This is a genomic window from Pseudoalteromonas sp. PS1M3, from assembly GCF_016865405.1.
Lineage (GTDB): Bacteria > Pseudomonadota > Gammaproteobacteria > Enterobacterales > Alteromonadaceae > Pseudoalteromonas > Pseudoalteromonas marina.
In genome coordinates this window covers 1,977,308-1,996,210 of sequence record NZ_AP022624.1, presented here as the reverse complement: position 1 = coordinate 1,996,210, position 18,903 = coordinate 1,977,308, and the positions used below count along the sequence as shown (strand labels likewise).

18 protein-coding genes are annotated in these 18,903 nt (G+C 40.1%); 15 read left to right on the top strand and 3 right to left on the bottom strand.

Annotated elements, in window-relative coordinates:
- Positions 1-4: 4 nt before the first annotated feature.
- The 3 genes from modA to PS1M3_RS09175 are packed head-to-tail and all read left to right on the top strand — an operon-like array spanning position 5 to position 2,451.
- Positions 5-757 (top strand): molybdate ABC transporter substrate-binding protein, encoded by a 753-nt coding sequence (modA, locus tag PS1M3_RS09185; RefSeq protein WP_203983699.1) that lies wholly within the window; start codon positions 5-7, stop codon positions 755-757.
- Positions 744-1,421 carry a molybdate ABC transporter permease subunit gene (modB, locus tag PS1M3_RS09180; RefSeq protein WP_006794381.1) on the top strand — a complete coding sequence of 226 codons (678 nt, stop codon included), beginning with the start codon at positions 744-746 and terminating at the stop codon, positions 1,419-1,421. The genes modA and modB overlap by 14 nt, the downstream gene beginning before the upstream one ends.
- A gap of 1 nt (position 1,422) precedes the next feature.
- The gene (locus PS1M3_RS09175) at positions 1,423-2,451 is read left to right on the top strand and encodes an ATP-binding cassette domain-containing protein (RefSeq protein ID WP_203983697.1); all 1,029 of its coding nucleotides are present in this window, start codon (positions 1,423-1,425) and stop codon (positions 2,449-2,451) included.
- 13 nt (positions 2,452-2,464) lie between these two features.
- On the opposite strand, the gene PS1M3_RS09170 is transcribed toward PS1M3_RS09175, so the two are convergent.
- On the bottom strand, positions 2,465-3,220 hold the full coding sequence (locus PS1M3_RS09170; RefSeq protein ID WP_203983689.1) for a molybdopterin-synthase adenylyltransferase MoeB: 756 nt from the start codon (positions 3,218-3,220) through the stop codon (positions 2,465-2,467).
- Positions 3,221-3,508: 288 nt separating this feature from the next.
- Between PS1M3_RS09170 and PS1M3_RS09165 the strand changes: the two genes are divergently transcribed.
- From PS1M3_RS09165 to PS1M3_RS09110, 12 genes are all read left to right on the top strand, one after another.
- Positions 3,509-4,978: a NarK family nitrate/nitrite MFS transporter gene (locus tag PS1M3_RS09165; protein WP_008131258.1), complete on the top strand. Its 1,470-nt coding sequence runs from the start codon at positions 3,509-3,511 to the stop codon at positions 4,976-4,978.
- Positions 4,979-4,987: 9 nt separating this feature from the next.
- The gene (locus tag PS1M3_RS09160) at positions 4,988-6,727 is read left to right on the top strand and encodes a bifunctional protein-serine/threonine kinase/phosphatase (protein ID WP_008131259.1); all 1,740 of its coding nucleotides are present in this window, start codon (positions 4,988-4,990) and stop codon (positions 6,725-6,727) included.
- Between the two features lie 9 nt (positions 6,728-6,736).
- The gene (locus tag PS1M3_RS09155) at positions 6,737-7,930 is read left to right on the top strand and encodes an alginate export family protein (protein WP_203983687.1); all 1,194 of its coding nucleotides are present in this window, start codon (positions 6,737-6,739) and stop codon (positions 7,928-7,930) included.
- A 227-nt stretch (positions 7,931-8,157) separates the two neighbouring features.
- Complete coding sequence (locus PS1M3_RS09150; protein WP_083830916.1) at positions 8,158-9,684, top strand: FAD-dependent oxidoreductase; 1,527 nt, start codon at positions 8,158-8,160, stop codon at positions 9,682-9,684.
- A 21-nt stretch (positions 9,685-9,705) separates the two neighbouring features.
- Positions 9,706-12,396, top strand: a complete 2,691-nt coding sequence (locus PS1M3_RS09145) for a nitrate reductase (RefSeq protein WP_203983685.1) — start codon at positions 9,706-9,708, stop codon at positions 12,394-12,396.
- A 40-nt stretch (positions 12,397-12,436) separates the two neighbouring features.
- Positions 12,437-13,408: a GTP 3',8-cyclase MoaA gene (gene moaA / locus PS1M3_RS09140; protein WP_203983683.1), complete on the top strand. Its 972-nt coding sequence runs from the start codon at positions 12,437-12,439 to the stop codon at positions 13,406-13,408.
- A 1-nt stretch (position 13,409) separates the two neighbouring features.
- Positions 13,410-14,036, top strand: coding sequence for a molybdenum cofactor guanylyltransferase (locus PS1M3_RS09135; RefSeq protein WP_203983681.1), 627 nt, complete (start codon positions 13,410-13,412; stop codon positions 14,034-14,036).
- A complete protein-coding gene (gene moaB, locus PS1M3_RS09130) occupies positions 14,033-14,572 on the top strand; it encodes a molybdenum cofactor biosynthesis protein B (protein WP_004587753.1) in 540 nt (179 codons plus the stop codon). Before PS1M3_RS09135 ends, moaB begins: the two co-directional genes overlap by 4 nt.
- 1 nt (position 14,573) lies before the next feature.
- Positions 14,574-15,044 (top strand): cyclic pyranopterin monophosphate synthase MoaC, encoded by a 471-nt coding sequence (moaC, locus tag PS1M3_RS09125; protein WP_006794371.1) that lies wholly within the window; start codon positions 14,574-14,576, stop codon positions 15,042-15,044.
- Positions 15,022-15,321 carry a MoaD/ThiS family protein gene (locus tag PS1M3_RS09120; RefSeq protein ID WP_006794370.1) on the top strand — a complete coding sequence of 100 codons (300 nt, stop codon included), beginning with the start codon at positions 15,022-15,024 and terminating at the stop codon, positions 15,319-15,321. Before moaC ends, PS1M3_RS09120 begins: the two co-directional genes overlap by 23 nt.
- Positions 15,321-15,800: a molybdopterin synthase catalytic subunit MoaE gene (gene moaE, locus PS1M3_RS09115; RefSeq protein ID WP_008131271.1), complete on the top strand. Its 480-nt coding sequence runs from the start codon at positions 15,321-15,323 to the stop codon at positions 15,798-15,800. Before PS1M3_RS09120 ends, moaE begins: the two co-directional genes overlap by 1 nt.
- A complete protein-coding gene (locus tag PS1M3_RS09110; protein ID WP_203983673.1) occupies positions 15,801-16,457 on the top strand; it encodes an MOSC domain-containing protein in 657 nt (218 codons plus the stop codon).
- A gap of 55 nt (positions 16,458-16,512) precedes the next feature.
- On the opposite strand, the gene PS1M3_RS09105 is transcribed toward PS1M3_RS09110, so the two are convergent.
- Both PS1M3_RS09105 and cobA read right to left on the bottom strand, forming a co-directional pair.
- Positions 16,513-17,772 carry a nitrate- and nitrite sensing domain-containing protein gene (locus tag PS1M3_RS09105; protein WP_008131277.1) on the bottom strand — a complete coding sequence of 420 codons (1,260 nt, stop codon included), beginning with the start codon at positions 17,770-17,772 and terminating at the stop codon, positions 16,513-16,515.
- Positions 17,773-18,024: 252 nt separating this feature from the next.
- Positions 18,025-18,894, bottom strand: coding sequence for a uroporphyrinogen-III C-methyltransferase (cobA, locus tag PS1M3_RS09100; RefSeq protein WP_008131279.1), 870 nt, complete (start codon positions 18,892-18,894; stop codon positions 18,025-18,027).
- Between the last annotated feature and the right edge of the window lie 9 nt (positions 18,895-18,903).

Below are 18,903 nucleotides of genomic sequence, written 5' to 3'. Positions count from 1 at the left end.
TACAATGTCAAAGCTTTACAATACATGGCTGGGTTATTTTTTGTTTGGTATTTGCGTGTTTTCAAGCTCGTTAAACGCAAAAGAAACAATACATGTTGCGGTGGCAAGTAATTTTAAAACCGTGTTACAAACTTTACTGCAAGACTCCCCAATACCGGGTATACAAGTAAAAATATCAGCGGCTTCTAGCGGTGTTTTATATTCTCAAATTGTACATGGAGCGCCGTTTGATGTGTTTTTATCGGCTGACGATGTGCGCCCGCAAGCTTTAATAAAAGAAGGATTTGCTAGTCAAAGTAGCTTAATTACCTATGCACTTGGTGAACTTGCTGTGTGGCAGCCCAATGCTAATAAAGTAAATAATAAAGTGGCAATCGCTAATCCGCGTTTTTCACCTTATGGGCAGGCGTCTGAGTTTTACGCGAATGCCAATTTTAAAAAGCCAATAAATTATGTGTATGGTAATAATATTACGCAAGCTTTTCAGTTTGTTCAAAGTGGGAATGCATCTGTAGGGGTCGTGGCTGTCTCTACATTAAAAATGGCGTTTAATAATAGCCAGGACCCACAGTATTTATCGTACAAGTTAATACCGCCTAGCGAGTATCCCGAAATTATTCAACAGGGGGTTATTATTAAATCGAGTAAAAAACTGGCAAGCGCTCAAAAGCTTATGGACTTTTTAATGACCAGCAGCACTCAATTTAAGCTTGTTGAATTAGGATATAGAACAAAGGATAGCAATGCTTCAAAGTGATTTAACAGCACTGTGGCTGACGGTAAAGTTAGCTTTTATAACGGCTGTGTTGCTGCTTGTTTTTTGTATTCCTGTTGCATACAAACTAGCGGGGTACAAAGGTAAATTTAAACCGTTTTTAGAAGCGCTTATTGCAATGCCGTTAGTATTGCCACCGACCTTACTTGGTTTTTATCTACTGGTTTTATTTTCGCCCACACATGCTTTTGGGCAATTTTGGTTTTGGCTAACAGGCACCCAACTTGCGTTTAGTTTTCAGGGTGTTGTTATTGGTTCGCTTTTTTATTCTTTGCCGTTTGTAATGCAACCCTTAGTGGCAGGGTTTAAGCAGATTAACCACACCTATAACGAGGCTGCAATTGCCTTGGGTTTGAGCCACTTTAAGCGTTTTTTTTACTTAATATTGCCGTTGTTAAAACCTAGTATTGGTAGTGCATTTGCACTGGGGTTTGCGCATACACTCGGGGAGTTTGGCTTAGTGCTGATGATTGGTGGCAATATACAAGGAGAAACACAGGTTGTTTCTATTGCTTTGTACGACCATGTAGAGTCGTTAAACTATGCAGCGGCGCATCAGCTTTCGCTTATTTTACTGGCTATTTCATTTGCGTGTTTAGTGCTGTTATTTAAATTTAATAAAAGCATAGTGGGGGTTAAGCAATAATATGATTAAGTTAGCCCTTTATAAATCGCTAAACAGCTTTGATTTAGACATAAACCTTCACCTTGAATCTTTTACTATTGCGGGAATTTTTGGTCCATCGGGCTCGGGTAAGTCCACCTTGCTACGTTGTATTAGTGGCCTTGAAGGTGAGCAGAGTGTTTATATAAATAATAAATCGGTACATCATTTACCAACTGAGCAACGCGGTGTTACGTTGCAAGTTCAGTCCTGCCCATTATTTCCGCATTTGGATGTAGCAGGTAATTTAGCGTTTACACAAAAGCATTGTTTTAATAGGCAAACTGACTTAACTGAACAAAAAGTTATTGATGCACTTGAGTTACACCCCTTACTTAAACGCAACGTTCAAAGCTTGTCTGGCGGGGAGCGCCAACGGGTGGTGTTTGCACGGACGTTGTTGGCAGGTCAAAAATTAATTATTTTAGATGAGCCATTTAGCGCTCTTGATTGGCCGCTGCGCTTTAAAACACTCTCAACATTAAGTGAATTGGCGGAAACGTTTACTATTAAATTTATTATAGTGAGCCACTCGTTAAAAGAACTATTGTTTTGTTGCGATACCCTGGTGCAGCTTAATAACGGTAAAGTAATTAACCATGGCCCGAGTGCGCAGGTGGCTAAAGCTATTTACGCTAATAATAAACAAGCACCGCTGAGCTTAATTAACTTTCAAATCATTACATTTGATGAAAAATACGGTGTGTATTTGCTTAAACTCCACAAAAGCGAGCAGCAGCTATTTGCATTACCCAGCGCTGTAGAGCAAGGAAATAAACTTATATTAGAGTGTGAGCAAATATCGGTAAGTGCAGAAACGCCATTAAACACAAATAACAGCAATGTTTTAATATGTACGCTACACAGTGCAGAACTTATAGATAAAACATGGCAACTTACGCTAGATGTAGACGGGCAAAGCTTGTATTGCTTACTTTCACCAAGAGTATGGGATCAAAAAAACTATAAAGTAGGCGATACACTTTATACGACTATTCATAATCTAGAGTAATGTAAAGTGGGTTTTAGCTGCACGTAGCACAATGACTGTTTTTTGTGATTTTAAAGCGACTAAACTCCATACTTAAACCATCAACCAGCAGTAAATGTTCGCTCAACCCGCTTGGTAATCCAGCAAGCATTTTTAACGCTTCAGTGGCCTGAATACTGCCAATTAATCCTACAATGGGCGATAGCACGCCTGATTCTGAGCAGCTTTGTGTTTGATCAGACATAAACTGCGATAAACACTCATAACAGTGGCTATTTTCTTGCATTGTAAAACAGGCAACTTGGCCTTCCATTCTAATTGCAGCGCCCGATACTAGTGGGGTTTTTGTTTTATAACAGGCTGTGTTTAATACATTACGTGTAGTTAAGTTATCAGAGCAATCAATGACTATATCAATATTTTTTAATAGCTCGTCAAGCTTTGACTTTTCATCTAAAAATACATCGATTGTATGTATATCTATTTCATCATTTAAGCTAGTTAACTGCGCTTTGGCGGCGTGAGTTTTTAAGTACCCTACATCTGTTTGTTTATAAAGCACCTGCCTTTGCAAGTTAGTAGCATCAACCACGTCGTTATCTACAAGCGTTAACGTACCCACACCGGAGGCAACTAAGTACTGAGCAACGGGGCAGCCCAAACCACCTAAACCGACTATAAGCGCATGAGATTGCCATATTTTTTCTTGTCCCTCTATATCTAATTTAGGAAGCATTATGTGGCGCGAGTAACGTAGTTGTTGTTGGTAAGTCAGGGCTGGTTTAGTCATTAGCGGCTTCTCATTATTTTTATACACAATAGCAATTTTTAGAATATGTGGGCAAGAACGCGGTTAAAAGTAATTGCACTGTTAGTGCTCACTTTGATTACCTTAACAGTGCAAATGAAAATTATAACGAATTAGAAAAAACATAAGTTAATGATTTTTAAATAAATAAATTATTGGCTCACTAATTGCTCAGCATGGTTAACGTGAAATTAACAAATATAGCAGTGTAATTAATAACAAAGTAGTAACTGCTATAAATAACTACAAACGTAACTAAGGAAAAATAACATGCAACCGAGTACTGGGTTTAATCTCATATCGTTTAGCGGAAAAATGAAAATATTGCATTTAAGCTGGATGGTGTTTTTTATCTCATTTTTTGTCTGGTTTAACCATGCGCCATTATTAGGCGCTATAGCGGGTTCGCTAGGTATTACTATGGCACAAGTAAAAACGCTGCTTATTTTAAATGTGGCACTAACCATTCCTGCTCGCGTGGTTGTGGGCATGTTAACTGATAAATTTGGGCCTCGCATCGTTTATGCATCATTACTGATTTTATGTAGCATCCCATGTTTTATGTTTGCGATGGCCACCACGTTTGAGCAAGCCGCTATCGCGCGTTTTGCACTTGGCTTTATTGGTGCGGGTTTTGTTGTGGGCATTCGCATGGTGAGCGAGTGGTTCCCGGCAAACGAGTTGGGTACAGCAGAAGGTATTTACGGTGGCTGGGGTAACTTTGGCTCGGCAGCTGCTGCAATGCTATTGCCTGTATTAGCGCTTATGTTTGGCGGTGACGATGGCTGGCGTTATGCGATAGGCCTAACCGGTGTATTAAGTGTCATTTTTGGTGTTATTTGGTACATCAGCGTAACTGACACGCCAAAAGGTGGCACTTACTTTAAACCAAAAAAAGTAGGAGCAATGGAAGTAACCAGCAAAGGCGACTTTGTACTACTTCTTATAATGAAGCTACCTATGTACGGTGCTTTAGCACTACTTACTTGGAAGCTTTCTCCTACTGGTGCAAATTTACTTTCTGAAAATTTTGTTATTGGTACATATGTATTTTTGGTGCTGCTTTATCTTTACGAAGTTTATAAAACGTACGACATAAACGGCCATATTTTTAAGCAACCTGTTCCTGAATCACACCGTTACGAATTTAAACAAGTTGCAGTTTTAAATATTCTTTATTTTACAACGTTTGGCTCAGAGCTTGCCGTTGTATCTATGTTGCCATTATTTTTTAGTGAGGTGTTTGGCCTTGATATGGTATACGCAGGCTTACTTGCATCAGCGTATGCGTTCATGAATTTAGCTTCTCGCCCGGGTGGTGGTTGGATCTCAGATAGAATGGGTCGTCGTAAAACACTTATTGTACTTACCACAGGCTTAGCTGTAGGTTATTTTGTTATGGGCTTAGTTGACGCTAGTTGGCCGCTTTGGCTTGCAGTTGCTGCTGCCATGGCGTGTTCGTTTTTTGTGCAAGCGGGGGAAGGCGCTGTATTTGCCGCTGTGCCACTTATTAAACGCCGTTTAACGGGTCAAATTGCAGGTATGACGGGCGCCTACGGCAATGTAGGAGCTGTCGTGTATTTAACGGCGCTCTCATTAGTTGATTACCAAACATTCTTTATGATTATTGCGGCAAGTGCATTATTAGGCTTAGGTGCATTACTTTTCATGAAAGAACCCGATGGCCACATCACAGAAGTAAACGAAGATGGCACCGTTGAACTTATTTCTGTGACTTAAGGCATACATATGTTTGATGAAACCCAAAAAGCCAGCGCACTTACAAACGAACTTAACGTTGAGTTTGGTGGGCACAGTAGCAAAGGTATAAAAACCGAAAACCAAGATGCGTTTGCTGCTCTTAATACTCAAGCGCAAGAAAAAGAGTCAAAAGGGGTTATTGCCTGCTTGGCCGATGGGTGTTCATCAGCAAGAAATGCTAAACAAGCGTCGCAGTTATCGGTAACGCACTTTATAAATGAGTATTTAAATACACCACCAAGTTGGGCCGTTAAAAAGTCGGTATCTAAGGTATTGGCCAGTTTAAATCAGTGGCTTTATTCGCAATCGGTTAACTACAATCACCTTGGCCAGCGCCAAGCAGATTGGATGACCACGTTTACAGCGCTTATTTTAAAATCGGCCACGGGTTATATTTTTCATTTAGGTGATACCCGAATTACGCGGTTACGTGCAAAAAGTATGGAGGCGATAACACGCGACCATAAAGTAAACGATACTCTAACGCGAGCTTTAGGCGCGCAGCTTCATCAAGAAATTGATGTATACGAAGTTGAACTTAAAGCTGATGATATTTATATACTTACCTGCGATGGTGTACACGATGTGTTGCCATACAGTGATATACAAAAGCTAATTGATGAGCATACTAATTTAGAGCACGCAGCAAAAGCAGTCACAGAGCTTGCCATAGCAAGAGGCAGTGACGACAACGTAAGCTGCTTACTTGTAAAAGTTAATAGTATTGCAAAACAAAATTTAGACGAGTTATATCACTCTTTAACTAGGCGAAAAATTCCGCCACCGTTAAAAGTTGGCCAAAAAATTGATGACTTTACTGTTATCCGTGAATTACACGCTAGTAGCCGCTCGCATATTTATTTAGTGCAACAAACACCCGATACGCCGCCGGTTGTATTAAAAGCGCCTTCGGTAAATTTTGAAGACGATGTGCACTACCTACAAGGCTTTATAAGAGAAGGCTGGGTAGGGCAGCGTATTAATCATCCCAATGTAATGAAGGTTTTAAATACGCAATCGCAAAGCCGATTTTTATATCATATTTGCGAATACATGGACGGGCAAACATTGAGTGATTGGAAGCATGATGTGCCGCATCCAGAAATTACCCAAGTGCGTAGTATTATTGAACAAATAGTACAAGCACTCAGAGCATTTCAGCGTTTGGATATGGTGCATCGCGATTTAAAACTCGATAACGTGATGATAGACGCTCACGGCAAAGTAACATTAATCGATTACGGCACGGTAAGTGTTGCGGCTATGGATGAGTCGGTAAAGCAAATTGCAGATGATTGCCCGCAAGGTACGGTAGATTACACCGCACCAGAGACGCTTATCACTATGCACGCCGATTTTAAGAGTGATTTATTTTCGCTAGGCGTTGTTGCGTACGAATTATTATGTTCAAAATTGCCGTATCAGCCACTCGCGCATAATCATGTACCAAAAGATTACAGTCACTGGCAATACACTAGTATTCGTAAACACAGAGCAGATATCCCGTTTTGGTTAGATCAGGCTTTAATGAAAGCATTGGCTCCCAAACCTGAATTCAGATACCACGCATTTTCTGAATTTATAAGCGATATCAATAAACCTAATCCACATTTAAAAAGTACCGCCCCGAAAGACTCAATAATGAAACGCGATCCGGTTTTAGTCTGGAAAAGTATTTCGTTGTGTTTATTTATAGCCTTGGTGTGTGTACTCATAATTAAAAACTAAGAGATAAACATGTTAAATCATAAAAAAAACTTACCTATTATTTTTATACTGGGTAGTTTAACTGCGCCTTCAATTAGTGTTGCAGCGCAAACCGATCTTAACTTTAGACTGCGTTTTGAAAGCGCAGAGCAAGATAACGCGTTAAAAGATGCAAGTAGCTTAACGCTGCGCACACGCCTTACTCATAAAACAGATGAAGTGAATGGTTTTTCTGCACTTATTGAAGTTGAAGACAGCCGAAGCTTGTTAGGTGTTGACGATTACAACAATACACTGGGTAAAAATACTAATTACTCAGTAATAGCCGACCCAGAAACTACAGAAGTAGATCAAGGTTTTATAAAATACGCGAAAGATTCGTTATCAATTAAAGTGGGTAGGCAAGTAATAGCGCTTGATGGACAGCGGTTTGTGGGCCACGTTGGCTTTAGACAAGACAGGCAAACTTTTGATGCGGCAACAGTCAATTACACGTTTAATGATATTAATTTGCACTATAGCTACATAAGCAAGCGCAACCGTATATTTGCCGAAAGCAAAGATATTGATTCATCCGATCACCTTATCAATGCAAGTTTTAAAACAAGCTTGGGTAAAGTGGTTTTATACAGTTACTTATTAAGTAACGACGCAGTAGATGATGACAGCTTAGATACCTATGGTGTTTCTTTTAATGGTAATAAAACGCTCAGCAATACTAAGGTTTACTATAAAGCAGAGTATGCCACGCAATCTGCATCAACGAGCATGAGTGATTTTGATGCTGATTATTATGCATTTGAAGGCGGCGTTGATTTAGCCGGTTTAGGTATTAAAAACGTGACACTAAAAGCCGGTATTGAGTCACTGGGCTCTGATAATGGCGATTATGGCTTTGCTACGCCACTTGCCACAATGCATAAATTTAATGGTTGGGCTGATACGTTTTTAGCAACGCCTGCACAAGGGCTTGATGACACTTATGTAAGCTTAAATGGTAAAGCCTTTGACGGTAAATGGTTAGTGGCTTATCACAGCTTTGATGCAAACGATAATGCAAACGGTGTTGATGATTTAGGCTCAGAGCTTAATGTGCAATACGTTAAGCCTATTAATAAAACCTATGCCGTAGGCGCTAAATATGCCGATTATTCAGCAGGCGATAGCGCTGCAGGCAAAGTTGATACCCAAAAACTATGGGTGTGGGTGAGCGCTAAATTTTAAGTATTTAACCAGAACTCTGGTTATTTAATTTGAAGCGTTACAAGTTGGTGCAATAGCGCCAGCTTGTGGTGCTTCCACTTCTTTTTTACTGCACCAATTTGGTTAAGTCACTGTAATATATTGATTATATATCTGGCTTGCATATTGCTATAACAACTACATAACAAATTATACGTTTGAAGTACTCATTTATGCATTGAGTACTTTGAACAAAACAGGTGATTTTAATGCCAAGCAAGCAGCGTGTTGTCGTCGTAGGAAACGGGATGGTTGGGCATCATTTTGTACAGCAGCTAGTATCGCAGCAAGGTGATAACAAAAATGTTGATATTACCGTGCTCAGTGGTGAAGACCGCCTCGCTTATGACCGCGTTCAGCTCTCGTCATTTTTTAACGGCAAAACCGAAGACGATTTAGCACTTACCTGCAGTAAAACCTATCAAGATTGGCAAGTGTGTTTCCATACTCATTCTAAAGTGGTTGATATAAACCGAGATGCAAAAACGGTTACTACTGCAAAAGGCGAGTTATTTGAATACGACAAGCTAATACTGGCAACGGGTTCGTTTGCATTTGTGCCACCCATTCCAGGTAAAGATCGTGAGCATTGCCTCGTTTACAGAACCATTAACGATTTACACGCTATAAAAAAATCAGCACAAGATAGTAAAGTAGGCGTTGTTATTGGTGGTGGTTTACTAGGGCTTGAAGCAGCCAACGCATTAAAGCAGCTTGGCTTGCAAACCCATGTAATAGAATTTGCACCACAACTTATGGGCGTACAAATAGATGGGGCTGGTGGGCGATTACTTAAAAATAAAATTACTGAACTTGGCGTTAAAGTGCATACCTCAGTGGCGACAGAGCAAATTATAGAAGGTGAAAACAGCCGTTATAAAATGTGCTTTAAGGGTGGTCAAACCCTAGAAACCGACATGATAGTATTTTCGGCCGGTATTCGCCCATACGATAACCTAGCTCGCGAGTTTAATTTAGAAATAGGTGAGCGCGGCGGCATCGTAATAAACAACCATTGCCAAACGACTGATAAAAATATATACGCTATAGGTGAATGCGCGCTTTGGAATAACTTTATTTTTGGTCTTGTAGCACCGGGCTACGCGATGGCAAAAGTAGCGGCGGGGCATGTTTTAAAACATCTCTCTTCAAGTACAGCTTCAAACACACCTTTAAGCAACTATTCAAACAAAACTGATGAATTTAGCGGCGCCGATATGAGCACTAAGCTTAAATTAATGGGTGTTGAAGTGGGCTCAATTGGTGATGCCCATGCACGCAGTGAAGGCGCAATTAGCTATTACTTTGAAGATCAGCCAAACGGTATTTACAAAAAAGTAGTCACTAATGAGCAAGGCAATAAACTCATAGGTGCTGTACTGGTTGGCGATACCAGTGATTACGATAATTTATTGCAGTATCACTTAAATAGTATAGACCTTAGTGTGCCCGCAGAGTCTTTAATAATGCCGCTTGCAGGTGACGCGGGCGAGCTAAGCGCTGATGATTTACCAAGTGATGCCATTATTTGTGCGTGCCATAAAGTGACAAAACACACTATCGAACAAGCGGTTATACAAGGTTGTAGCGATTTAAATAAAGTGCAGCAAGCTACTAAAGCAAGTACGGGGTGTGGAGGCTGTGAAAAACTAGTGCAAAGCGTTATTAGCAGTGCACTTAATAATAAAATAGCCACGCTAACCCCAGTAGATGAACCTGTATCACAGAGCGCTTAACACTCACAATAAGAGAGCAGTATGGAAACTTTAAACACTTGTTCAAACACGCCTTTGCTTAAACAAACTACCTGCGCTTATTGTGGTGTAGGCTGTGGGGTTGATATTTCATTATTAAATAATACCCCAACAAAACTTGAAGGCACGCGCGAGCACCCCGCTAATTTTGGCCGTTTATGTGTTAAAGGCACGCATTTGCTTGACACAACCGGCAGTGATAACCGCTTAACATTGCCCCTTATTGATAACGAACCCGCTAGCTGGGATATGGCAACTGATTACGTTGCAAATAAATTTAACGCCATTATTAAAGAACATGGGCCGGAATCGGTTGCGTTTTATGTATCGGGGCAGTTACTCACTGAGGATTACTACGTTGCCAATAAATTAATGAAAGGCTACATAGGCTCAGGCAATATAGATACAAACTCAAGGCTGTGTATGTCATCGGCGGTTGCCGGTTATAAACGTGCGTTTGGTGAGGACGTAGTACCATGTACCTACGACGATTTAGAGCAAACTGAGCTACTTATTTTAATTGGCTCAAATGCAGCTTGGACTCATCCGGTGCTTTACCAGCGTATGGAGCGCGCAAAAAAGCTTAATCTAAACATGAAAGTTGTGGTTATCGACCCGCGAAAAACCGATACAGCCGAACTTGCCGATACCTTTTTAAATATAAAACCAGGCAGCGACGCAGCACTTTATAACGGCTTACTTAATTATTTAAGTGAACATAACTATTTAGATACGCAATTTATAAACGAGCATACAAACGGCTTTGAAACAGCGCTTGCAGAGGCTAAAAAGTGGAGTATTAAAGCGGTCAGTGACTTTTGTGATATCGATGCGCAGCTAGTCAGTGACTTTTACGCCTTATTTGCACAAAGCCCAACCGCCATTAGTTTTTATTCAATGGGTATTAACCAATCAAGCTCAGGGGTTGATAAGTGTAATGCCATTATAAATGCGCATTTAGCGTCGGGCAAATTGTTAAAACCTGGATGTGGCCCGTTTTCAATAACTGGGCAACCTAATGCAATGGGTGGGCGTGAAGTAGGTGGCTTGGCAAATCAATTAGCAGCACATTTAGACATTGAAAACGAAGCGCATCAACAGTTAGTGCAGCGTTTTTGGCAATCACCAACAATAGCTAAAAAAGTAGGTTGCAATGCTATTGATATGTTTGATGAAATCGCCAAAGGAAAAATAAAAGCTATTTGGGTAATGGCAACCAATCCAATGGTAAGCCTACCTAATAACGCAGCAATACAACATGCACTTGAGCAATGTGAGCTGGTGGTTGTGTCTGACTGTATAGCCAAAAGTGATACGCTAAAATTTGCTAATGTGGCGTTTCCCTCAACCGGATGGGGCGAAAAAAACGGCACAGTAACTAACTCAGAGCGCAGAATATCGAGGCAGCGCCCGCTAGTTGAGCCATTTTCGGGGGCTAAAAACGATTGGCAAATAATGTGCTTAGTTGCCAAAAAAATGGGCTTTGAAGGATTTGATTTTACAGACCCCAGTGGCATTTTTGAAGAATGGGCACAACTTACTGATTTCGAAAATAACGGTGATAGGCTATTAAACTTATCAGCTTTAGTAGGGCTTTCGCAGCAGCAGTACGATAACTTAAAACCAGTTATGTGGCCGGTACTAAAAAATGAACCATATAAAAACGGGCAGGTTTTTGTTAATAAACAATTTAGCACCGCAGATAAAAAAGCCCGCTTTATACCTATAACGCCTAGGCTTCCTGTGCAGCAAACATCAAGCGATTACCCGTTTGTAATGAACTCAGGGCGAATACGCGACCAATGGCATACAATGAGCCGCACTGGGAAAAGTACAGCGCTTTCTACTCATATAACCCGCCCATACATTGAAATAAACCCCATTGATGCCAGCAGACTAAATATAAAAGCAAACGATTTAATAACTGCCAATGCTAAAACTGGGCAGGTTACAGCTCATGCAAAAATAACGGATGCCGTGCGTAAAGGTGAGTGTTTTATGCCTATTCACTGGAACAAGCAATTTGCCTCATCCGCAACGGTAAGTGAGCTCTATCAATCGGTTGTTGACCCTATATCGGGCCAGCCTGAGTGTAAGCATGGTGCTGTTAATTTAGTTAAAGCGCAGTTTGCTCAGTACATGCAAGTTTTTAGCAAAACAGAGCTTAAAATAACCAGTGATTTTTGGCTTAAAGTTAACGCAAGTAATTGTGTTAACTACCAGTTAGCGCTCAATGAGCCGCAAATTGATTTGCTTTATTATTGCCAAACACTGACAGGGTTACAAGGGCAGTGGTCGGCAATGGGCAGTGCAAAAGCAATGCATGTTCAATGTATTCAAAACGAGCAGTTAGTGTTTGTTGCGGTTATTTCGTTAGCTCAAAAAGACATATCACTTGAGTGGATAAATCATTTATTTGCAGAGCATTTAATAACCTTTAGCCAATTACAGTCATTGCTGTATGCCACGCCCGATGAAGAGTTCACCCAAGGCGCGCAAGTATGTAGTTGCTTTAAAGTACGTGAGCAGCCCATTATAAATGCCATTAAAAGTGGTGAAAATACAGTGGAACAATTGGGGACTAAATTAAAATGCGGCACTAACTGTGGTTCGTGTAAAACGCAGTTAAGCCAATTAATAAAGCAACATGGTACAAAAAACGCTAACAGTATTGATGTTGCGGTTGTCATTTAAAGTGCTATTTAAAAAAATAATATAAATACCAAGGAAGCATATGCTTAATGATCAATTTGGTCGGCAGTTTAACTATTTGCGCCTCTCAATTACTGATGTGTGTAATTTTAGTTGCACCTATTGTTTACCAAACGGGTATCAGTGCGATACCCCGCGTAACTTTTTAAATAAAAGCGAAATAAACACCTTAGTAAATGCGTTTGCGCAACTTGGCACAAAAAAAGTGCGTATTACAGGTGGCGAACCATGCTTACGAAACGACGTAACCGATATTATAAAGCAATGTAAAAACACGCCAGGCATAGAAAAAGTAGCCATAACCACGAATGGTTTTAACTTATTTAATAAAATTGATGAGTTTTACAGCGCTGGCCTAGATGCGCTAAACATTAGTATTGATAGCTTAAACCCGAGCATGTTTAAATTAATTACAGGACACGACAAGCTAACCCATATTTTAAAAGGGATAGACCGAGCAATTGAGCTGGGAATAAATGATATAAAAATAAATGCAGTGCTTGCTAAGCAGTTTAATAAAAACCAATTAAATGATTTTTTAGACTGGGTAAAACATAAAAAAGTAACGGTACGCTTTATCGAATTAATGGAAACAGGTAATGGTGCCACCTTTTTTGAACAAAACCATTTAAGCGGGCAAAGTGTTAAAACGCAGCTTTTAGCACAAGGTTGGTTACAGGTAGTGAGAGGTAAATTAAACGGCCCTGCAGAAGAGTTTTGTCATCCTGATTTTGAGGGTCGCATTGGCTTAATTATGCCCTACAGTAAAGATTTTTGTAAAAGCTGTAACCGATTAAGAGTATCGTCACTAGGCAAACTACATTTGTGCTTGTTTGCCGAGCAAGGGATAGACTTACGCCCGCATTTAAATGCGCAAGATATGCCAGCCACTGTAAACGCGATTCAAGCAGCAATGGGCAATAAAACCATTAGCCATGAGCTTGATAAGCGCTTAACGGGCGCCACAACCCATTTAGCTATGTTGGGCGGCTAAAATGAGTATTAGGGCTGTGTTCACGGGCGTTGTACTCGCTGGAGGGCAATCATCCAGAATGGGCAGCGATAAAGCCAACCTCATTTTAAAAAATAAAACATTACTGCAAAATGTATGTGAGTTATTAGCAGCAGCAGGAGCAAGTGATGTACTTATAAGCCGTAATGTACAAAGTGCTACTGCGCAATACATAGCAGATATATACCCAGGTTCTGGTCCGCTTGGCGGGATTTATTCAACTTTAATGGCGACAGAGCAAGATATACTTGTAACCGCTGTTGATATGCCATTACTTACTTGCACGTTATTATCGCAAATTGCATCTGCAGCAAGTGATAACCCCCACTTTCAAACAAATCAGCCACAAATACATGCGTGGCACTTTGAAAATGAACCGTTACCCCTGTATATTCGTAACACCCAAAGCGTTAAACGTCATTTAAAACAATTACTCATAAACGTAAATAGTCATAAATCAATTAAACAGTTTACCCGTAGTATTGGTGTGCAAACGTTAAAATGTAATAAAGCGCATGCACTTGTTAATACCAATACACCGGCGCAATTTAAAGCTGTTAACGAACAATTTGACCAACACAAACCTAATTTATTGAGAAGAACCCTATGAGCCACACAACTGAGTCACAAATCGCATTAAACATTGCCGTAATGACAGTAAGCGATACACGCGATGAAATTACGGATACGTCAGGCCATTATTTAATTAAAGCCCTTACTGAAGCAGGCCATCACTTAGCGGATAAAGACATCGTTAAAGATGATGTTTATCAAATGCGAGCAGTTGCATCGCAGTGGATTGCCGATGACACCATTCACGCCATTTTAGTAACCGGTGGTACGGGCTTTACCGAGCGCGACTCAACACCAGAGGCATTTGCACCGCTGTTTGATAAAAGCGTAGATGGATTTGGTGAGCTATTTAGACATATTTCGTACGGTGAAATTGGTAACTCAACTATTCAATCACGTGCGTTGGCGGGCCTTGCCAATAACACCGTTATTTTTTGTATGCCTGGCTCTACGGGCGCATGTAAAACAGCCTGGACAGGTATTATAAAAGATCAGTTAGACTCAATGCATAAGCCATGTAACTTTGCCCCGCATATTACTATTGGTAAAAAATGCGAATCGCGAGAGCAATAATATGCTGAGCCACGTAGATGAAAACGGCCAAGCAAACATGGTTGATGTATCGTTAAAAGAGGTCACTCTGCGCGATGCATCCGCCGAGGCCTACATTAAAATGAGCAAACAGGCTTTTGAGCAAGTGTTGCTTAATCAAAATAAAAAAGGTGACGTGCTAGGCGTTGCCCGAATTGCGGGTATTCAGGGTGCTAAAAAATGCGCCGATTTAATTCCGCTTTGTCATCCGCTGGCACTGAGTAAAGTAGCCGTTGATTTTGAGCTTGATGAAGCACATAGCCAAATTAAAGTCACCAGCTACTGTAAATTAGCAGGTAAAACGGGCGTTGAAATGGAAGCACTCACCGCTGTATCTGTGGCGACCCTAACATTATTTGATATGTGTAAAGCCGCCGACCCGCTTATGGAAATACACGGTATGCGTGTAACGCAAAAAGCAGGGGGCAAGCATGGCAGCTGGCAGCGAGACTAATTTAAATAATACGAATGCAGCTGCAGGGCATGTTATCGTACTGTTTTTTGGCCAACTAAAAGAGCGGCTAAAGTGCGACAAGTTAACCGTTGATATAGCGCATACCCTTAGCATTAAAGCGTTTAAACACATGCTGGTTGAGCAAAATCCACATTGGCAAGCATGGCTTGAAGAGCGTGATGTATTGTGTGCGCTTAATCAAACTATGTCATCAAGCGATGAGCTTGTAAAAGCAGGGGATGAACTTGCTTTTTTCCCACCAGTGACAGGTGGCTAATGAGTATAAGCATTAACGTACAAACGCAGGATTTTTCAGTAGGCAAGCAACATGACGCACTTTGCAGTAATAACAAAAGTGATGGTGCCGTAGTGACGTTTACAGGGCTGGTGCGAGAATTTAGCAGCGGCGATAACGTAATCGCCCTTGAGCTTGAACACTACCCAGGGATGACTGAGCAACTACTGCAATCGATAGCCGAACAAGCACAAACACGCTGGCAACTTGCTCGTATAAGTATTATTCATCGAGTCGGTTATTTAGCCCTTGGTGAGCAGATTGTATTTGTTGGGGTAACCTCCCGCCACCGCCAAGCCGCGTTTGAAGGCGCACAATTTATAATGGATTACTTAAAAAACCACGCTACGTTCTGGAAAAAAGAGCATTTTAAAGACTCATCAAATTGGGTCGAGTTTAAACAGAGCGACAAGCAAGCACTAAATAAATGGCAAAGTATCGAACAGGATGCAATTAAGTAAATGCATATAATCTCTACCAATATTTCTAAAATAAAAACGGTCGTGCATAACGGCAAAGAGGTCAAAACCGGTATATTTAAAACGCCAACCAATGAGCCGGTTATTATTGAAAAACTAAATATAATAGGTGATGAACAAGCCGATTTAGTTAATCACGGCGGTATTGATAAGGCGGTTTATGCGTTTTCGCACAATCATTATGATTACTGGAAACGCACCCTTAAAAATGATGATTTAGCAGTCGGTGCCTTTGGCGAAAACTTCACAATTTCAGAGCTTGATGAGAAAAATATTCATATAGGCGATCGTATTCGTGTAGGTACAGCACTACTTGAAGTAAGCCAGCCGCGAGTGCCGTGCTTTAAGCTTGCCATTGCACTTAATAATAAACAAAGCCTAAAACTGTTTACCCAGTATTACCACACGGGTGTTTATTTTAGAGTGCTTGAGCAAGGTGTTGCTAAAAGTGGCGATGCCGTGACTATTGAACATAAAGCCAAACACAACATTTCGGTTAAAACGTTGTTTCAGGCGTTTTTTGATAAACAATACCCAGATTATGAAAGCGTATTATTAGCAGCACTTGAACTCCCCGAGCTTGCACTTGAGTGGCAAACTAAAATTAAAAAGAAGCTTTCATTAGAACTTCACCAATAATTTATTTTAAAATTAAAAGGTGACTATGCGTGTTTGGCTCATTAGCCTTTTATTTTTACTCACACTCACTCAATTCAATTATTTTTTTAGCCACTGCATACAGTGAACTATGCGATTCCATTGCCTGTTTTTGAAGCTGTTTATGAGCGTGCTCTTCACTTATTTTTAACTGTTCTATTAAAATATATTTAGCTTGATGAATGACTTTTTGTTCGCTTATTAGCTGTTTGGCATCTAATAAAGCTTGGTTTATTTGTTTTATATGTTGTGCTTGCTCAAGTATTAAATCGTACATTGTTTTATTACTACTCAGCTTACTTACCGCCGAATTTGAAGGCTCACCTATTTTAAGAGCGAGTTGTCCATCTGAAACAGGAATATACTCTTGTTCTAGTGAGCTTAATATTTGCTTGTTTGAGTTAAGCTTTCGTTGAGCGCCAGCAATCCGCATCGCTGCGCTATCAATTAAATGGTCGCTAATATTTTGCTCAATTTTATGCATTATATCGATGCGAGTAGTCGTTACCTCATACCACACTTCACTTAACTGAGATAAAGGTTGTGCATTTTGGTCGTCTAGTTTTTGTAGCAGGCTTCTTAGTTGATCAACTTGTTTATTAACCGGGTGCTCTATAAGTGATGAGTAACATTTTAATAAATGATTGTCGGCGTATTCACTAAAGAAGGAAAAACGGTTTTCTTGTTCTTGCATAAAATGAGCAAGTTGCTGTTTTTGTTCGCATGAAAACTTACTTTCGGCAAAGGCTTGAGCGCCACAGGCACGCTCTTGTCCTGCATACTCTTTGCCTTGCATAAAGTTAAAATAAGCCACTAAAAGGCGAATAACTTGCGGATCGTTTGCACCATCGGCTGCTTCTAAAATTATATTTAACAAGCCGGCAATTAGGTTTGTAAATGACTGGGTAGCATGAACGGGTGTAATGTTTTGATTCGCTATTTGATAACGAAGCGAGGGTAATGCGTCGAGTGATTGCAAGCTATGAGAAATTAAATTATACAGCCTCGAATGACCATTCAAGGAGGTGTCGGTAATAAAAGTTGTTTTTAAAGAGTCATAAAAATAACGTTGGGTCGTTTGCGTTACCGTTATTTGCTCTTTAAGCTCGCAATTAAATTGTAGGCTTTTAGATGCTAAAAATATATTGCTCATAGCACGTTCTTTTTGCAATTGATGAACAAAGTCGCCTAATTTTGTTAACGACGCACAGCTATTTTGTAATTGTTTTAGCGCGTCTATTTCTTGATATTTAGCCGCAAGTAAAAATTGTTTTGTGAGAGGGTTTGCTGTTTGCATGGAGTTATTTCCGCACTTTTTTGTTTATGAAGTGCAACCTCTATTCCATATATGTAAAGATTTTATTATTCAAATTAAAATCAATTTAAAACAGCTGCTTGTGTATTACTTTAAACTAATAAAGTAAAAACAGATTTATTTTAGCAACACGAAAAGCCCCTTTTTGGTGCATTAAAAAAGAGTTTTGCCACACGATGTACCGGTATTAAAAAACGCGCTTATTCCTGGGGAAGAATAAGCACGGATAGTGCGTTAAGCGTTAACATGTTGCACTAAAAGCGCTGGGTCAATATTCATTGTATGATTAACTACTTCACCAATGATAATGAGCGTTGGCCCCATTAACGTAGCTACTGATTCATTATTCGATATATCGTTAATAGACCCTGTTATTATTTTTTGGTTAGTTGTTGTTGCATTTTCTATTAAGGCAATAGAAGTGTTGTCGGGCCAACCTACTGATTTTAAGCCTTCACATAATTCGTTAAGCCTACTCAGCCCCATGTAAACAACAAGTGTTGGGTTGTTTTTACCTTGCATAAATGTGTAATTTTGCCAATTAGGTAACTTTTTAGGATCGGCAAATTGAGCGGTTAAAAAAGTTACACTGCGAGCTACATCACGAGCAGTTAAGGGAATACCTGTATATGCCGATGCAGCGCAAGCGGTTGTCACACCAGGAACAATTGCAAAACTAATATTATTTTGTGTTAGCGCGTCAGCTTCTTCATTTATACGAGCAAAAATGCTCGGGTCGCCGCCTTTTAAGCGCACTACATTTAACCCTTGTTGAGCATACTTAACTAAAAGATCACAAATATTCGCTTGCGACATAGAGTGTTTACCAGCGCGTTTGCCTACGAATACTCGCTGTGCTTTTTTAGGTAGTGTGTTTAGTAAATCTTCACTTACTAGCCAGTCATACAAAATAATATCGGCAGATTGAATTAATCGCTGAGCCTTAACCGTAATGAGTTCGGCATCGCCTGGGCCCGCACCAATAATATAAACATGGCCATTTTTAGCTTTTTTGTCGGTAAACTTAACCACACTGGTTAGCTTGTTAATTACTTTGTTTAACCAGATGTTTTCAACATCCGAAAAATAAGAGAGCACACTCATAATTATTCC

What these genes read in the sequence shown, in the direction of transcription:
- modA (WP_203983699.1), top strand. Translation starts at nt 5, where the DNA reads ATGTCAAAGCTTTACAATACATGGCTGGGTTATTTTTTGTTTGGTATT.
- modB (WP_006794381.1), top strand. Translation starts at nt 744, where the DNA reads ATGCTTCAAAGTGATTTAACAGCACTGTGGCTGACGGTAAAGTTAGCT.
- PS1M3_RS09175 (WP_203983697.1), top strand. Translation starts at nt 1,423, where the DNA reads ATGATTAAGTTAGCCCTTTATAAATCGCTAAACAGCTTTGATTTAGAC.
- PS1M3_RS09170 (WP_203983689.1), bottom strand. Translation starts at nt 3,220, where the DNA reads ATGACTAAACCAGCCCTGACTTACCAACAACAACTACGTTACTCGCGC.
- PS1M3_RS09165 (WP_008131258.1), top strand. Translation starts at nt 3,509, where the DNA reads ATGCAACCGAGTACTGGGTTTAATCTCATATCGTTTAGCGGAAAAATG.
- PS1M3_RS09160 (WP_008131259.1), top strand. Translation starts at nt 4,988, where the DNA reads ATGTTTGATGAAACCCAAAAAGCCAGCGCACTTACAAACGAACTTAAC.
- PS1M3_RS09155 (WP_203983687.1), top strand. Translation starts at nt 6,737, where the DNA reads ATGTTAAATCATAAAAAAAACTTACCTATTATTTTTATACTGGGTAGT.
- PS1M3_RS09150 (WP_083830916.1), top strand. Translation starts at nt 8,158, where the DNA reads ATGCCAAGCAAGCAGCGTGTTGTCGTCGTAGGAAACGGGATGGTTGGG.
- PS1M3_RS09145 (WP_203983685.1), top strand. Translation starts at nt 9,706, where the DNA reads ATGGAAACTTTAAACACTTGTTCAAACACGCCTTTGCTTAAACAAACT.
- moaA (WP_203983683.1), top strand. Translation starts at nt 12,437, where the DNA reads ATGCTTAATGATCAATTTGGTCGGCAGTTTAACTATTTGCGCCTCTCA.
- PS1M3_RS09135 (WP_203983681.1), top strand. Translation starts at nt 13,410, where the DNA reads ATGAGTATTAGGGCTGTGTTCACGGGCGTTGTACTCGCTGGAGGGCAA.
- moaB (WP_004587753.1), top strand. Translation starts at nt 14,033, where the DNA reads ATGAGCCACACAACTGAGTCACAAATCGCATTAAACATTGCCGTAATG.
- moaC (WP_006794371.1), top strand. Translation starts at nt 14,574, where the DNA reads ATGCTGAGCCACGTAGATGAAAACGGCCAAGCAAACATGGTTGATGTA.
- PS1M3_RS09120 (WP_006794370.1), top strand. Translation starts at nt 15,022, where the DNA reads ATGGCAGCTGGCAGCGAGACTAATTTAAATAATACGAATGCAGCTGCA.
- moaE (WP_008131271.1), top strand. Translation starts at nt 15,321, where the DNA reads ATGAGTATAAGCATTAACGTACAAACGCAGGATTTTTCAGTAGGCAAG.
- PS1M3_RS09110 (WP_203983673.1), top strand. Translation starts at nt 15,801, where the DNA reads ATGCATATAATCTCTACCAATATTTCTAAAATAAAAACGGTCGTGCAT.
- PS1M3_RS09105 (WP_008131277.1), bottom strand. Translation starts at nt 17,772, where the DNA reads ATGCAAACAGCAAACCCTCTCACAAAACAATTTTTACTTGCGGCTAAA.
- cobA (WP_008131279.1), bottom strand. Translation starts at nt 18,894, where the DNA reads ATGAGTGTGCTCTCTTATTTTTCGGATGTTGAAAACATCTGGTTAAAC.